We start from the raw sequence: 15,494 nt of genomic DNA, 5'->3' as shown, positions 1-15,494 counted from the left end.
ACCACCTGGGTGACCAGGAGCCACGGCCAGCACCTTTAACAGCTTCGCTATCCGCTCTATCGCCCCCTATAAAAAGTGGTGCTATCGCATCCTAACTGCTAGCAAATTATGCCGGCATCTACACTTCAACTCACTTCAAGACAGAATTAAAGGAACTCGCAGTGGCTGACTTAATGGTCTTCACCGGCAACGCAAACCCGGAACTGGCGCAGAAAATTGTCGACCATATGGCGATCCCCCTGGGCGAAGCCACGGTCAAGCGCTTCTCCGACGGCGAGATTGCAGTTGAAATTACTGACAACGTGCGCGGTCGCGACGTTTTCGTAGTGCAATCCACCTGCCAGCCCACCAATCGAAACCTGATGGAGCTGATCCTACTGGTTGACGCCCTGCGCCGCGCCTCAGCCGGCCGCGTCACCGCAGTGGTTCCCTACTTCGGCTACGCCCGCCAGGACCGTCGCGTGCGCTCCCAGCGCGTACCAATTTCCGCAAAAGTGGTTGCCGATATGATGGTGAGCGTGGGTATCGACCGCGTGCTGACTGTCGATCTGCACGCCGAGCAGATTCAGGGCTTCTTCGATGTGCCTGTGGATAACGTTTACGGCTCTTCCGTGTTGCTCGACGATATCGAGCGCCAGAAGTACCAGAACCTGGTTGTGGTATCCCCCGATATTGGCGGTGTTGTTCGCGCCCGCGCCGTGGCCAAGAGCCTCGACTGCGACCTAGCCATCATCGACAAACGCCGCCCCGCCGCCAACGTTGCCGAAGTGATGAACATCATCGGTGAAGTTAGTGGCCGCACCTGCCTGCTGGTAGACGATATGGTCGACACCGCTGGCACTTTGTGCAATGCCGCCAACGCCCTGAAAGAACACGGCGCCGAGAAAGTTGTCGCCTACTGTACCCACCCAGTACTTTCCGGCAATGCCATCAGCAACCTGAACAACTCCGTTCTGGATGAGCTGGTGGTTACCGACTCCATCCCGCTGGGTGACAAAATGGAAAAGGCTCCAAAAATTCGCCAGCTGACCTTATCTGCCATGCTGGCCGAGTCCATGCGCCGTATCAGCAATGAGGAATCCCTCTCTGCGATGTTCCGCTAAGGACTCCCTATCGGCAAATAGAAAAGTGCCCCGCAGCAGCGGGGCACTTTGCGTTTGGGACTGATTCCCGTAGAATACGCGCCCGCCTGGCACTGCCGGGCTATTACTTCTGGGCAAGCGCCCAATTTACACTAACGCCAGAGCGGTCCGGTCGCAGGTCTCTCTGGACAGACAACCCGAGGTTTTACCCATGTCTGATATCAAACTGAACGCCATTGCCCGCAGCGATGAAGGGAAAGGTGCGAGCCGCCGCCTGCGTCGCCTGGAAGGCCGTGTACCCGGCATCGTTTACGGTGGCGAAGTTGAGCCGCAGTCTGTATCCCTGCTGCAAAAGGACCTGTTCAAGGCCCTGGAAAACGAAGCTTTCTTCTCCTCCATGCTGACCATCGACGTCGACGGCAAAGAAGAGAAAGTTATTCTGCGCGATCTGCAACGTCACCCTGCAAAGCAGCTGCTTCTGCACATTGACTTCCAGCGCGTTTCCGCCAGCACCAAAGTACACGTGAAAGTGCCCCTGCACTTCCTCAACGAAGAAACCTGTAAAGGCGTTAAGGCCGGCGGCATCGTTTCTCACACCCTGACCGAGCTGGAAGTAAATGCTCCTGCCGGTAAACTGCCCGAGTTCATCGAGGTAGACCTGGCGGACCTGGAACTGGATGGCATCCTGCACATCTCCGACCTGAAACTGCCGGAAGGTGTTGAGTCTGCAGATCTGAGCCACGGCGAAGACCACAACCTGGTTGTAGCTTCTATTCACAAGCCTCGCGGCGCTGTTGAAGCTGAAGCCGAAGAAGCCGGCGAAGGCGAAGAGTAATCACCTTGGCTGCGGCACCGGATACTCCCATCCAGTTGATTGTCGGCCTGGGCAACCCCGGGCCGGAATATGACCGGACAAGACATAACGCCGGTGCCGACTTTGTTGTCGAACTGGCACGCCGCCACGGCACTCAGCTCAGCTCCGACAGCAAATACCACGGCCTCACCGGCCGTGTGCGGATCGGCAACCGGGAAGTCCGGCTGCTGATTCCCACCACCTATATGAATCGCAGTGGCCAGGCTGTAGGCCCGCTGGCGAACTTCTTCAAAATTCCCCCGGAAGCCATATTGGTCGCTCACGATGAGCTGGACCTGGCCCCCGGTATCGCGCGCCTGAAAGCTGGCGGTGGTCACGGCGGACACAATGGCTTGCGGGATATTATTGCCGCTCTGGGCAACAACCGGGACTTTATGCGCCTGCGACTCGGCATCGGCCACCCCGGTAGCGCTAGCGAGGTGGCGCGCTTTGTCCTTCAGCGCGCCCCCAGGGCGGAACAGGAAACTCTGGCTGACGCCATCGATCACTCGATCGACGTGCTGCCCACCGCCGCCAGCGGCGACTGGGGCGCAGCCATGAAAACGCTGCACACCGCCAAATAGATCCCACCGGGCGGCTTGCCTTTTGCCCCGGAAATCTCGATAGTGTGCTGCGCCAAATTGCCGGTATTTTCCCGGCTGGCCCGGATCATTCGGAGGCCGCGCTACCCAGCCCGCCCAGACTCCCGCCAGCGCAATCACTACCGGACTTCAAACGCAATTAGCAGAGCGCGCGGTACGCGCCTCAGGCAAACGGAAAAATATCACCATGGGTTTTACTTGCGGTATTGTCGGCCTGCCTAACGTGGGCAAATCCACCCTCTTCAATGCACTGACCAAAGCGGGAATCGACGCAGAGAACTTCCCCTTCTGCACCATCGAGCCCAACGCCGGCGTAGTGCCAGTGCCGGATCCCCGCCTCGACAAGTTAGCGGAGATCGTCAAGCCCCAGAAAGTGATTCCAACCACCATGGAGTTCACCGATATCGCCGGACTGGTTGCAGGTGCCTCCAAAGGCGAAGGTCTGGGCAACAAATTCCTCGCCAATATCCGCGAGACCGATGCCATCGCTCACGTTGTACGCTGTTTCGAAGACGACAATGTCATCCACGTGGCCAATCAGGTGCACCCGGTATCCGATATCGAAGTGATCAACACCGAGCTGGCACTCGCCGACCTGGACACTGTGGAGAAAGCTCTGCAACGCTTTACCCGCGCCGCCAAGGGGCAGGACAAGCACGCCATCAAGATGAAAGCGCTGCTGGAAAAAATCCTGCCACACCTGAACGAAGCCAAGCCGCTACGCTCCTTTGGCCTGTCCGAAGATGAACTGACGGACCTGCGTGAACTGAGCCTGCTCACGGTGAAGCCCACCATGTACATTGCCAACGTGCACGAAGACGGTTTCGAAAATAATCCGCACCTGGACGCCGTTGCCGCCATCGCCGCTGAAGAGAACGCTGTACTGGTACCCATCTGCAACAAGCTTGAAGCGGAAATTGCCGAACTGGACGACGATGAGAAGCAAGAATTCCTGGAAGAACTGGGTATGGAAGAGCCGGGCTTGAACCGTGTAATCCGCGCCGGTTACCAACTGCTTGGCCTGCACACCTACTTTACCGCCGGCGTGAAGGAAGTGCGCGCCTGGACCATCCCGCTAGGTGCCACCGCACCCAATGCCGCCGGCAAGATCCATACGGACTTTGAGAAAGGCTTTATCCGCGCCGAAGTGATTAGCTACAGTGACTTTGTCGATCACAATGGCGAGGCTGGAGCCAAAGACGCAGGCAAGTGGCGCCTGGAGGGTAAAGATTATGTTGTCGCTGATGGTGACGTAATTCACTTCCGCTTCAACGTCTAATCCCCCTGCTATCTATCCTTCGCCTCCCCACCCCGGGGAGGCTGTCTCTGCGGCGTAAGATCCATGGCGCAATCAAACTGGAAAGTCGGCCTGCCTTTGGCATTGACCACCGTCTTTATGTGGGCAGCCCTACCCATCGCCCTCAAAGGCCTTTTGGAACACATCAGCCCTGAGACCGCCACCTGGTATCGTTTTGCTGGCGCGGCGTTGTTGGCGGGACTCTACTACGGGCGTGCACGGCAATTGAAATTAAAGGCACTGTTCAGCCGCAGCCTGCTGCTGTTCACCCTACTCGCCGTGGCCGGGCTGCTGTTGAATTACCTCACCTATGCCAGCGGCCTAAATCACATCACCCCTGGTGCGGCACAGATCGTGATCCAGCTAGCCCCGCTACTACTGCTGATCTCCAGTGTTCTGTGGCTTAATGAACGCTTTTCTCCGAGACAGTGGGCCGGTGTGGCCCTAGTGGTGATGGGGCTACTGTTATTTTTCAACCAGCGCCTCGCCGAGCTGGGGAGCGGCGCCGATAGTGATTACCTGCTGGGGCTCGGATTGATCCTGATCGCCGCGGTATCCTGGGCGGTATATGGCTTTTTCCAGAAGAAAATCCTCAGCCGCGCCACACCCCAGGACTTGCTGGTATTGATTTATATTGCTGGCACCCTGTGCTTCCTACCCATGGCAGATCCACTGGATGTCACCCATCTGGGCTGGCTGGACTGGCTGCTACTTGCATTTCTTACCGCCAACACACTGATCGCCTATGGCGCCTTTAGCAAGGCCCTGGCGCACTGGGAAGCCTCCAGTGTCAGTGCCACTCTGTCACTGGTACCAGTAATCACGCTGCTGTTCAGCACCCTGGTGAGCAGTATCTGGCCCGATTACATCGCGGTGGAGCCGCTTAACTGGATCAGCTGGAGTGGTGCCGCTGCGGTGGTGTTGGGTTCCGCCCTCGCCGCTATCCGTTCCGGGCATCGCGCCAAGGGCTCTGCGGCTCCAGATGAAAAAAATCGCTAACTAACTGAAAAGAATACAAAAAAGTGTTGACACACCCAGCCCATCGATTAATAATGCGCGCCCTCGGGACAGCCGAGACAACAAAAGAAATGGCAAGGTAGCTCAGCCGGTTAGAGCGCAGCACTCATAATGCTGAGGTCGGGAGTTCGAGTCTCCCCCTTGCTACCATTTCAAATCACAGAGACTATTCTTTGTGAACCTTGAAACTGGGGCGTAGCCAAGCGGTAAGGCAGCGGGTTTTGATCCCGTCATGCGAAGGTTCGAATCCTTCCGCCCCAGCCATCTTCCAGAATTTATCCCGCAGGCCCGAATAAGGGCAGCACTCGAAGCCAGATTACTTAGCAGCTGATATTTTTAACGCAAAACATCTAGTCTTTGCCGCCGGCACGCAGTCGCGCGCCAGCACTCGCCAAGCTCCCTTATTTAACCCCCGGTATCAAACTCTCCTCTATCGCAACTGCCTTAATCTCTGCACCAGACCCATTTGCTGCCGCGCCACGGCTGAGCTCTCGACGCAACCCCAATACCCGCAGCCACTCGAACCCCAGTAAGCACAGCAATAACGCCAATAGCACTAGAGGTCCTCCCAGGCCGCTTAGGGCCTGCCGTTCCGACGCACAGGTCCACAAAAGCTGTACAACACACAGTAGAGCCACAATTAGCAGGGTGGGTTTGCGCCCCAGCAAGCTCACAACAAAAACACCAAGGGGCGCCCCCAAGGCCACCACCGGCGCCGCTGCCAGCCAGTTACCAAAAACCCCTGGCTGCCAGTCGCCGGCCAGCGACTTCACCAGCACACCGAGAACAGAGCAGAAGGCCATGATCACTACCGAGGTGGGAATCGCTACCTTCAGGTCCACACGGCTCAGCAGCACCAAAGCCGCGTACACCAGCATATCCACACCAACCCCGGTTACCGAGACCACACAGAAGCCCGCAAAAACCCCAAGCAGAAGACCTACACGAAAATCCGTTGGGCACTGCGGATCACCCTTGTGCTCACAGTCGGTGATCTCGGCGAGCCGATACAAATGAAATATCCCAAAGCTACCCCAAAGCACCGCGAAAGAGAGCTTCACCCACAGTTCGGAAATCATCGGCGCAAACAGCAATATGCCCGCGGGGGTAGCCAATAAAGAACCAAGCAAGGCGCCACGTAGCATCGACCAGGCTAACGGCTGTCGCCGACAGAGAATAAACAGGCTGGCACTAACCATACCGATCGACTGCACCGCAAAACTGAAGTCGCGGCCGAGACTGGCAGGCATATCAAATAAGAGCACCAACACGGGGAAGCCCACCGTGCCTCCGCCCATGGGCGTGGAACCGGCGGCATAGCTGCCGAGCGCCATGGCAAGCGCCATGGACCAATGCTCCAGTGCTAGGGCCAAGTTATCGCCCTGCACAACGAGAAACAGCCAAGCTCCGTAAAATAACGCCAACCAGGCAAACCAGTAGCGGAAAGAGAGCCGCGCTAAGTATTTCATTTTATTATTCGCGAACTTAAACGTCAGAGGGGCTAATAGTGGTACGAGTGTAAGGCGGGATCAAGGAGGGATAATGACTGCTGATAACTACATCTCGTAATACTGATACGCGCAGACAGCCCGGCAACTGCAATTGCCGGGCCATACAGGATTAGTTCAGACGCTTCTTGCGAATCAGATTCTGAACCTGCATGGAGGACATCATGGAAGCATAGATCGCCGGCAGGGCACCACGCTTGCGCAGTTCCAGGAAGTCTTCATCGGATAGCTTGTTCAGCTTCTCTTCGTCAATCACGTAGAAACCAGTCAGATCGTAGGGCTTATCCTCTTCGGTAATACGCAGAGTCAGCTTCTTCTGGGTCAGCAGGTCTTTGGATACCAGGAATTCGATAAACGACTCGGTAACAGATACGCGCTGGGCAGTTTCCACCACCGCCTGAGCGCGGTTTTTCAGGTAGTCAGTCTGCTCGCCCTCACCGTCAAACAGAGCCTCACCTGCGGACTCACTCAACATGCTGGAGTCTTCATCGATACACAGTACCGCCTGATCGGTATTCTCCGGGTTCTTCACCAGCACGAATGGGTAGGTGCGAACCTGCAGAGGAATGTAGCTGCCATTCCAACCCTCAGCGCCAGAGAACAGGTTTTCACCGGGACGCAGGCCTGTAAGGGCAACCACTTTAAACTGCTCAGTATTCTGGTCTTTTACGAACAGGATCGGATAGCTCTGGGCCGCCTGAACAATTTCCTGAACCACCAGCGGCAAAATATGATTGCTGCTCACATGGTCAAAAGTGATGTCCTGGGTGAGTTTCAGGTTGGCGTGTGCCTTTTTATCCAAAGCTTTGATCTGTGCCATAAGTACAACTCCTAGCTACTTTTATAGTTACTTAATTTTCAGAGATACCCTAACGTACCACTTAATTGGCTTATAAACGATGACAAGCGCTTTCCTGTAGTCGCCGGAAACCAAAGTCAGCATTAAACAGGTAAGCGGGCCAACAGGCAATCTCGACCACCAGTAAATTATCTAAAGACAAAATCCCGCGAGCATGCCTCTCCCAGCAAAGACTTGGGTTCCAGCCATATAATAGAAATGTGAGGCATAACAGTCCAAGCTTGTACAGGGAACCATCAGAGTAGAATTATTTAAGGGACCCGTAACAGCAGGGAAAGTTAGTCAACATTGTTCAATAAATCCGCAATCAGAGCGCTGAGCTAGTGATTGTGCTCTTCAAGTCAATGAAAGCCCTATCCAGCACCCTGTCCTCACCTGATCTCACAATATCCAGGGTGCGCTCCACCAGAATATCTGGCTGGATACCATAGCCAACAAACTCCCGCCCATCAGGGTAAGTGTCCCGCTTGGTACACACCCTGAAAGTACCACCTCCAGGAAGATCTACAATCATTGGCTGACCTGTACTGCCATAAGTAGGCTCACCGACGGTAGTAAAGTGCTCGAGAGAATCTGCATACACCAAGAAATCTTCGGCTGCAGAGGCGGTATTTCGGCCAATTAGTACATAAGTTGGCACTATGTGGTTACTATCCAATTTCGGCTCAACTATATCCCCGGAGTCCTCACTAAATTCCCACGAAGCACCCTCTGCATAGGGCCGATACTCTTCTAAATCTTCAAACTGATCGGCAAAAGAGCCCCAGGCCTTATAAGCCGCAACATGTTTGGGAGTTTTCCATACAGAGCCTGGTAAATTCCGATCAGCCAAATAAGAGATTATCTCTCCGGCATAAGCAGAATTACCTCCACCATTAAAACGCAGATCAATAATCAGCCCTTTAGACTTAGTAATCTCATCGTAGTGAGATTTAAACTGCGCAACAATCGCCTCATCATGAAAACCATTTAGCGCTACATAACCAATATCATTCTCCAGCCATTTGAACTCAAACAGCTCACCGTTGGAGGCGGGCTGTTTAATTGAGGCATATTCGATCTTCCTACCCCGCGCATCCCGCTTAACCTCAATACTCTTGGTCGCCCCATCGGGGGTTGCAATAGTGAGCTGGACCATGCTGCCCGGCTTTCCATCAAGAGCATCCCGAACCGCGGCATTCCAGAGAATATGCTGGGTAGAGCTAGCAATATATGGCAAAACCTGTTCTTTTAAATGAGCTTCTATGGGCTGCCCATTGATTGCGACAATAATTGAACCCGGCGGAATATGTGACTCCAAGCCCTTCTCAACACCTGTGATTACTGCTTTACGTCCGGCCTCAGCTAAGCGAATAGCTGGCCAGTCTACATAACTGGAGGACATACCCTTTGGGTAATAAATATTAGTATGTCCATCCTGTAGAAAGGCATTGAGACGCTTTAACTCGCGGTAATATTCATAGGTGTTTTGTGTTGCTAAAACCCGTGGAATAAACTCCTGGTATTTAGCATCAAAGTCCAACTCGGGAACCTGATCAAAGAAAGCAAAGTTGTAGCTAACTTCCCTCCAATAAAGGGAGAGACCATAAAGTTTTTCTGCATCAGATAAATTCTCTGGAACTTTATTGATGCCCTTCGCAAATACAATGCCTGCAGAGAAAGTTGTCAAAGAAAAAGCCAATATAATTTTTTTAAGCACAATAAAAGCCCTATAGATGCAAGGACTTCTATTTTAGGGCTAGGGGATGGATGGTCAATACAGACCACCTTTATAAGACTGCAATTTGTCAAATATGAAATGCAATATGGCTACATTTGCTTTTTATTTGACTTCAACATCTATTTATAGGTCCTGGAAATAAGTGCCAGAATCTCATTTAATACCATATCCGGCTCATCATTTTGAGGATAGTGATAGCTCTTCTCAGTCAAAACAGCTTTGCCTCGTGGAAACGCTTTGGCCCAATTAGAATGTAACTCCCCCCATCTATCCCGGGCCTCATCAGTAAAGAAAAGAAGAGGAGGATTGTCATACTTTTTAATTGAGGCAATTACTGTGACGGGTATATCTGGGATTTGTGGATAGTCAGGTAAAGGGCGTTTAGACCAAAAATCCAGGTACTGATTCGACATGCCGTTCTTCATATCATCCAGTTTTACCTGAGCAATTTGCTCTTCGGCCAATTCCAGATTCAGAGATCGCATAATATCCACATCATGCTCAGAAGAAGGCTCTATCAGCATCAACGCTGCCATTCTTTCTGGGTACTGTGCGGCAAACGTTCGGGCTACATGAGCACCATAGGAGTGCGCAATATAAGTAACTTTCTCTTTAACCCCCAAAGCCTCCAATAACGCCTTGGCCCCTTGAGCATAATCCTCAGAGCTAAAATGTTTCTTGATGGCTGTAGAATTACCATTGCCAACACGCGAGTAACGTATAACTCGTGCATGCTCTGCTAGCCTGTCATAGATTGGATTCCAGTCAGACATACCAGCCGAGCCCCCCGCTTCTAAAAGCAGGATAGCCTTACCAGATCCTTTGATCTCATATTCAATACGGTACTCACCCACAGGAATCTGTTCCGGCGACGCAAAAGCATATAGCGGAAGTGCAAGCACTATGAGTAGGAGGATTTGATGCATATACAACCCATAATAACGATCAAAGAATCCAAACTTAAAAAATAATAGAGCCACTATGTGGCAGCAACACCCTGCCCTAAGCGCGCTTCATTGCCTGGTCCGGGGTGTTCCGGTACCAGCTGAGCCAATCCCAAAGAAACCAAAGCCATCAAAGATCCAGCAAAGAAAACCATCGCTGGAGAGGTGAGCCATAGCAAACCAAACAAAACGGGGATAATAACCGCCGCGATATGATTAATGGTAAAGCTGACACCTGCAGAGGCTGCGATGTCACGTTCATCCACGATCTTTTGGAAATAGGTCTTGATGGCAATGGCCATAGAGAAAAACAGATGATCGATAATATAAAGCGCAGCTGCCATCATCGCGCTCTCCACCAATGCATAACCAGCAAAGACTAGTGCTAAACCAATATATTCCAGAGTGAGGATTCGGCGCTCACCAAAGCGAACAATAAACTGGCCAATTTTCGGGGCAATATATAAATTCAACAGGTGGTTTACGGTATAAAGTGCAGCAACTTCCCCTACGCTATAACCAAACTTCTCAACCATCAAAAAACCAGCAAAAACAATAAAGATCTGCCGACGTGCACCGCTCATCATTGTCAGAGCGTAGTAAAGCCAATAACGTTTGCGTACAACCAACTGCTTTCTCTGGCTATGGGGCTGGGGAAATTGAGGAAAAAGTATCCAGGCCACCAGGGCAATAATAACTGTGCTCCCTCCTCCAATCAGGTAAACCCAGGAATAGTCCAACCCGCCAAAATCCATCAAGCCCCAAACTAGCCCATAGGCCAATAATGCGGCAAAAGAGCCAGCTGCAGCCATTCGCCCCATCCAGATTGCCGAAGTCTTCTTTGGAAACCACTGCAAAGCCAGAGAGGTTTGCAGGGTTTCATAGAAGTGAAAACCGATCGACATCAATAATGTCGTGAGTAATAAACCTGTGAGAGATGGAAAAAAACCGGTCAGCAACACACCAATCCCGGTTGCTACAAGTGAGAGAAGCGCCAACCGCTGCTCACGAATAAGCAGCAAAACAAAGATCACTGTAAAGGCAAGGAAACCTGGGATTTCCCGCACACTTTGCAGCAAGCCAATATCAGCCCCGGTAAATGAAGCCTTGGCTATCACAAAGTTATTAAGGAGGGTATTCCAGACAGAAAAAGAAAGTGGCATTGAGCCTGCAAGGATCAACAGAAGAATTTCCGGTCGACGGAGGCGTTGTAACATAGCGGGACTCCTACACTGAGGACAGCAATATACGCTATACAACGCTGGCGTGTAAATTGAGCTTAAGATGACTGCCAATCACCACCAAACCAGCTATTAATTCTGCCTTGTAGTAAAGACAAGGCTCTTCTCATTTAAACCCCACTGGGTCAATTAGAACTTACACAAATAGAGCTCTGAGACTTCAGTATCTCTTTCGTAAATATGATCAAGTGCCCCAATGAGATTCTTGATCGCTAAATAGCAGTTTGAAATCACTCTTCGGCGAAACATTAATCCTGTAAACCATTTTCAATATGCATCAATTATCACCTATGCTTTGACCAGGACTCAGATCACCCATTTTCCCACACTACGGCATATACGTATAAATTCTCCTTGACGGCTTAATCACTGGAATTGGCAAATGAAAATCTCCCCAAAACTTCCTGCGCTGTCACTAAAAATCACTATCTGCGTCATTTATTTCTTGTCGACATCATTAATTACTGCGGCACAAGAAAATAAACTGCCAGACGGACTCAAATTAAACGAGTGGAAGGTCCCCTGGCAGGGACTGCCCAGAGACCCCCATGTGGATAACAGGCAGCAAGTTTGGTTCTGTGGGCAGGCCGGCAACTACATCGGTCGATTTTCTCCGTCTGATCAGACGTTTAAAAAATTTGAGGTCCCTGAAGGAACCCACCCTCACAACTTGATAGTAGATAAGCAGGGCATGGTTTGGTATGCGGGCAACCGCAATGCGCATATTGGGCGTATGGATGCAGAGACCGGTAAAATCACTCAATACCCAATGCCTAAAGGTGTAAATGATCCACATACACTGGTATTCAACCGTGAGGGCAATATTTGGTTTACAGCCCAACAGAGCAATCGCATAGGTATTTTGGATGTAAATAATGGAGAGGTGAAAGTAGCTACACCACAAACTGCCAACGCACGCCCTTATGGAATCAAGGTAGACTCACAAGGTCGCCCCTGGGTTGCTCTATTTGGCACGAATAAACTAGCTTGGGTAGACCCTAAAACCATGGTGGTAAACGAAATCTCAATTCCCCGACCAAACGCTCGGCCTCGCAGGCTGGAAATCGATACATCTAACAATATCTGGTATGTGGACTATCCAGAGGGCTATCTTGGCAGATATACGCCCAGTACAAAAGAATTCAAAGAATGGAAGCTCCCCACTGAAAATCCACGCCCTTACGGAACCGCAATGGATAACAAAGGCCGGCTATGGGTAGCAGACACCGGTGATATTCCTAACATCATCTTTGCTTTTGATACAGAAGCACAAAAATTTGTCAGTCAAACGACTGTACCCAGCGGAGGTAACATTCGATATATGTATTTTGACAATAAAGATGGAAGCTTTTGGTTCGGTGTCGATTCTGGATTTCTAGATCAGGGAATACCAAAAAAATGAGTCTTTTACAAAATTACAGATAAATTTATAGAAGAAACTCCCAACAGGAGACGCCGAGGGCAGCCTGCTAAAACTGGAGTCTATCTAATGCCTTCAACACGGTGTTTTAGCCCAAGCGATGCTCACACCCTTCTTTTTTCTCAGAAGGAGGTATACAGATAGTAATAGGCACATATTCATTTTATATTCAAGCAAGGAGTTGAACTTAAGGACTATTCAGTTAGCTCCAGCAACCCATATCGAGAATACGTTCACAGGGTAGATGTAGATCATAGCGCAAAAAGAAATGCAGAAAATTCTGTACGACGGGAGAAATCGATTAATTGATGAGAACTCCAGCAATTGAATTCTCTTAAAAATCCCCCCCTACAAACAACTCTCAATATAGGAGTAAGTTCCCAAAGCTTATTGAGGGGTTACTTTTCAACAACTTGTAATCTTTGGTTTAAAAATAACCAACCATCAGAGAAGATATCTTTGACTTAATTAGGGCGGTACTAAAAATTTAATTAAATCTTGATTACATATAAAGTAAGAATGCAGGCACCTACTCTGGCCGAGGTTGCCAATTGATCACAGCGGGATAGGCCTTATTCTCGCACAACCAAATTACTGCTCGAATCCCAGGCCTAAGTTCTGCTTGTGAATCAGTAACCTTTCCCCAGTCACTCTCCAGAAACTCTTTCCCTTGTAAACGGAACTGACCGAGAAGTGCTTTCCAACTAGGCATCGTCAATTCTAATGATTCTTTGGTGTCGTAATCGGTGGAAATCCATACTTTAACGCCGTTTCCTGTCCGCACTAATTTTGTCACCTCTCCCTGCCAGGAAGTCAGCTGGTTCCTATTACAAGCAACATAGCCTGGCACAGCGAGCCTCTGGGCAGTTACGTTAGCCGTATTCATAGATATCAAAGCAAATAGGATAAAAAATCGGATACTTTTCATAATTATCAGTGTATTGGGGGGAGTAATCCCCCCAAAAAATTATTATAGACCGCGGTAGGTACTGCTTTGCTCATCTGCGCGAGTAGCCTGCCCCTCTGTGAATTCGTACATACAGCTATCGTCTGTGTAATCCATAAAATTTGTAATCGGATCAAGACCGGCTGCGTTCCGCCCCCTAGTACAGGAATCCCTACCTACTGGACACCCGTAAGCCGGTGACCTCTCGGCAGGAGTATCGGAAACATAATCCCCATTTCCACCACAGCCGCCCTGGAAGGTATGATACAAACCTAACCAGTGGCCAACCTCATGAGTAAGAGTATCGCCCTCGTTGTAAGGTGCTGCATCGCCACCAGGCACAGAACCGGTTAAAATAACTACCCCGTCATCCAGCGGATCTGAAGAATAGCTGCTTGGGAAAGTTGCCCACCCAAGTAGACCACCGCCGATATCAGCCACATAGATATTCAGGTCTCCCGCATCACCAACACGCAATGAACTTTTCATAGCGCGCTCTGCGGAGGAACCATATCCAACGTTATACCAAGAATTATTAGCCGTTACTGAAGTTGAAACCAGATTGAAAGTAAATGGTGTACTCGCATAAGCATCATTAAGTACTGCCATTTGCGCATTAATTACATTGCTGGGTAGCGACCCATTATTGGCGTTATCAGTAATAACATGGAAATATACATCAATAGTTACAGAACCCGCTGGACGTAGCGTATGAGTTCCACTGCTTATACTATGAGACTGTCCGCGCAGCGCAGTAAAATGCTGCTCTTTCAAAGCAGCCTCCTGAATAGAGGGGTGATTAGTGCCACAACGTTTAAATTTAGCGTTGTCATTAGCACGCTCAAGTGAAGAATCACTTTCAGCAAAACTGATAGCAGGTGATATTAGCAAACATAAAGATAATGCAGTTTTTATTGAAGTTGAAAGATTAGCTTTTCTCATAACTTGAACCTTAATTTTTTTATTAAATTGACAACCCCAGACAGCCCGATCACCTTCCATGCTGAAGACAACTACTGTCAATAGTACCAACTCTCAAAAAAGGAATAATGACATTGGTTTCTTTAATGAGGCGGCAAGCTCAACCAAATGGCATAAAAAGAATTAAATTCAAGGACCACTTCAAATGAAGTTTCCACACCAGAAACACAATAAAGACAGGAAAAATAGTTTCACAAGTAATTATCCCTGGGCAAAACACGATTAAAAAATTAATCGCAATTTAAAGCCCCAGCTGCTACAGGTACCAATCGACACAATTTCGCTTTTAAAAAGACAATTATCACCTACCACTGCACCCAACTATATTTACTACCATTTCACAAGTGATATAAATCCATGGGATACATCCTATAAGCCATTTTATAACTTCCTTTTTTTATATTGCCTGCATGTTAATTACATTAAGGAAGTTATAAAACAGCTTCTAGCGTTACTCACCATCTAGGCAACCGGTAACACTCTTACCATCGTTACCCAATTCAGAGTAAACCGATATTTAAATTAACCACTTAATAAAGTACTGGCAATACTTTTATTGCCCATACCTAAATCTCAGCTCTTCAATTTATGACCATTCTAAGCTGCCTCTTTAGCACGCCATAGATCACAAGTAATAGGAACTATAAGATACGGACACATACAGAGAGCCCTCCAGACACCATAAAAATTTCTGGCTAATAGACAATCAATCAAAAGCCCCCCAATTTCTCAACTCACACATTTTCTCACCAAACTCTTTTATAGTCATGATATCTGGAAAGCTAACATAGTAACGCTCCTCTAAAGCCTCTATTTTTTGCTGCATTACTTTTGGATTTTCCATATCCTCTTTATCATGTTCATAAACTGGAAAATACTTAAAAACCAAATCAATATCAAAAGGTTCTTTACCATCTAATTTTGCTTTTTGCTTAGCCTTTTCCAGCCTTTCCTGCCTTTCTTTTTTGTGTCGTCGCCTTAATTCAGCAACAAATTGCTTTGCAGCTTCACCTTTAAGCCTCAT

The 15,494-nt window shown here is 49.5% G+C and carries 15 protein-coding genes and 2 tRNA genes; 9 read left to right on the top strand and 8 right to left on the bottom strand.

What is annotated here, in order from left to right:
- Positions 1–173: 173 nt before the first annotated feature.
- From ACJJI0_RS20555 to ACJJI0_RS20525, 7 genes are all read left to right on the top strand, one after another.
- Positions 174–1,103, top strand: coding sequence for a ribose-phosphate pyrophosphokinase (locus ACJJI0_RS20555; protein ID WP_286037025.1), 930 nt, complete (start codon positions 174–176; stop codon positions 1,101–1,103).
- A 190-nt stretch (positions 1,104–1,293) separates the two neighbouring features.
- Positions 1,294–1,917 carry a 50S ribosomal protein L25/general stress protein Ctc gene (locus tag ACJJI0_RS20550; RefSeq protein ID WP_252083033.1) on the top strand — a complete coding sequence of 208 codons (624 nt, stop codon included), beginning with the start codon at positions 1,294–1,296 and terminating at the stop codon, positions 1,915–1,917.
- Between the two features lie 5 nt (positions 1,918–1,922).
- On the top strand, positions 1,923–2,519 hold the full coding sequence (gene pth, locus ACJJI0_RS20545) for an aminoacyl-tRNA hydrolase (protein WP_444884009.1): 597 nt from the start codon (positions 1,923–1,925) through the stop codon (positions 2,517–2,519).
- 205 nt (positions 2,520–2,724) lie between these two features.
- Entirely contained in the window at positions 2,725–3,816 is a 1,092-nt protein-coding gene (ychF, locus tag ACJJI0_RS20540; RefSeq protein WP_252083035.1) for a redox-regulated ATPase YchF, read from the top strand.
- Positions 3,817–3,879: 63 nt separating this feature from the next.
- Positions 3,880–4,833: a DMT family transporter gene (locus ACJJI0_RS20535; protein ID WP_252083036.1), complete on the top strand. Its 954-nt coding sequence runs from the start codon at positions 3,880–3,882 to the stop codon at positions 4,831–4,833.
- Positions 4,834–4,924: 91 nt separating this feature from the next.
- Positions 4,925–5,001, top strand: a tRNA-Met gene (locus ACJJI0_RS20530).
- Positions 5,002–5,040: 39 nt separating this feature from the next.
- Positions 5,041–5,115: transfer RNA gene (locus ACJJI0_RS20525), tRNA-Gln, on the top strand.
- A gap of 137 nt (positions 5,116–5,252) precedes the next feature.
- On the opposite strand, the gene ACJJI0_RS20520 is transcribed toward ACJJI0_RS20525, so the two are convergent.
- From ACJJI0_RS20520 to ACJJI0_RS20500, 5 genes are all read right to left on the bottom strand, one after another.
- On the bottom strand, positions 5,253–6,320 hold the full coding sequence (locus tag ACJJI0_RS20520; RefSeq protein WP_444884008.1) for a sulfite exporter TauE/SafE family protein: 1,068 nt from the start codon (positions 6,318–6,320) through the stop codon (positions 5,253–5,255).
- Positions 6,321–6,471: 151 nt separating this feature from the next.
- Positions 6,472–7,179: a SapC family protein gene (locus ACJJI0_RS20515; RefSeq protein ID WP_444884007.1), complete on the bottom strand. Its 708-nt coding sequence runs from the start codon at positions 7,177–7,179 to the stop codon at positions 6,472–6,474.
- A 346-nt stretch (positions 7,180–7,525) separates the two neighbouring features.
- Positions 7,526–8,917, bottom strand: coding sequence for a S41 family peptidase (locus ACJJI0_RS20510; RefSeq protein ID WP_444884006.1), 1,392 nt, complete (start codon positions 8,915–8,917; stop codon positions 7,526–7,528).
- A gap of 140 nt (positions 8,918–9,057) precedes the next feature.
- A complete protein-coding gene (locus tag ACJJI0_RS20505; protein WP_444884005.1) occupies positions 9,058–9,918 on the bottom strand; it encodes an alpha/beta fold hydrolase in 861 nt (286 codons plus the stop codon).
- Positions 9,918–11,099, bottom strand: a complete 1,182-nt coding sequence (locus tag ACJJI0_RS20500) for an MFS transporter (protein WP_444884004.1) — start codon at positions 11,097–11,099, stop codon at positions 9,918–9,920. Before ACJJI0_RS20500 ends, ACJJI0_RS20505 begins: the two co-directional genes overlap by 1 nt.
- A gap of 406 nt (positions 11,100–11,505) precedes the next feature.
- On the opposite strand from ACJJI0_RS20500, the gene ACJJI0_RS20495 reads away from it, so the two are divergent.
- On the top strand, positions 11,506–12,525 hold the full coding sequence (locus ACJJI0_RS20495) for a Vgb family protein (RefSeq protein ID WP_444884003.1): 1,020 nt from the start codon (positions 11,506–11,508) through the stop codon (positions 12,523–12,525).
- A 547-nt stretch (positions 12,526–13,072) separates the two neighbouring features.
- Here ACJJI0_RS20495 and ACJJI0_RS20490 read toward each other — a convergent pair.
- Both ACJJI0_RS20490 and ACJJI0_RS20485 read right to left on the bottom strand, forming a co-directional pair.
- Positions 13,073–13,339 (bottom strand): hypothetical protein, encoded by a 267-nt coding sequence (locus tag ACJJI0_RS20490; RefSeq protein ID WP_444884002.1) that lies wholly within the window; start codon positions 13,337–13,339, stop codon positions 13,073–13,075.
- 174 nt (positions 13,340–13,513) lie between these two features.
- A complete protein-coding gene (locus ACJJI0_RS20485) occupies positions 13,514–14,263 on the bottom strand; it encodes a zinc metalloprotease (RefSeq protein ID WP_444884001.1) in 750 nt (249 codons plus the stop codon).
- A gap of 28 nt (positions 14,264–14,291) precedes the next feature.
- Here ACJJI0_RS20485 and ACJJI0_RS20480 point away from each other — a divergent pair, with 28 nt between their 5' ends.
- Positions 14,292–14,438: a hypothetical protein gene (locus tag ACJJI0_RS20480; protein ID WP_252083045.1), complete on the top strand. Its 147-nt coding sequence runs from the start codon at positions 14,292–14,294 to the stop codon at positions 14,436–14,438.
- A 738-nt stretch (positions 14,439–15,176) separates the two neighbouring features.
- On the opposite strand, the gene ACJJI0_RS20475 is transcribed toward ACJJI0_RS20480, so the two are convergent.
- Complete coding sequence (locus ACJJI0_RS20475) at positions 15,177–15,494, bottom strand: hypothetical protein (protein WP_444884000.1); 318 nt, start codon at positions 15,492–15,494, stop codon at positions 15,177–15,179.

The organism is Microbulbifer mixtoriginis (SeqCode) (assembly GCF_052466695.1).
Note: the sequence above shows the minus strand (reverse complement) of the source record. Positions and strands in the feature narration are given on the sequence as shown.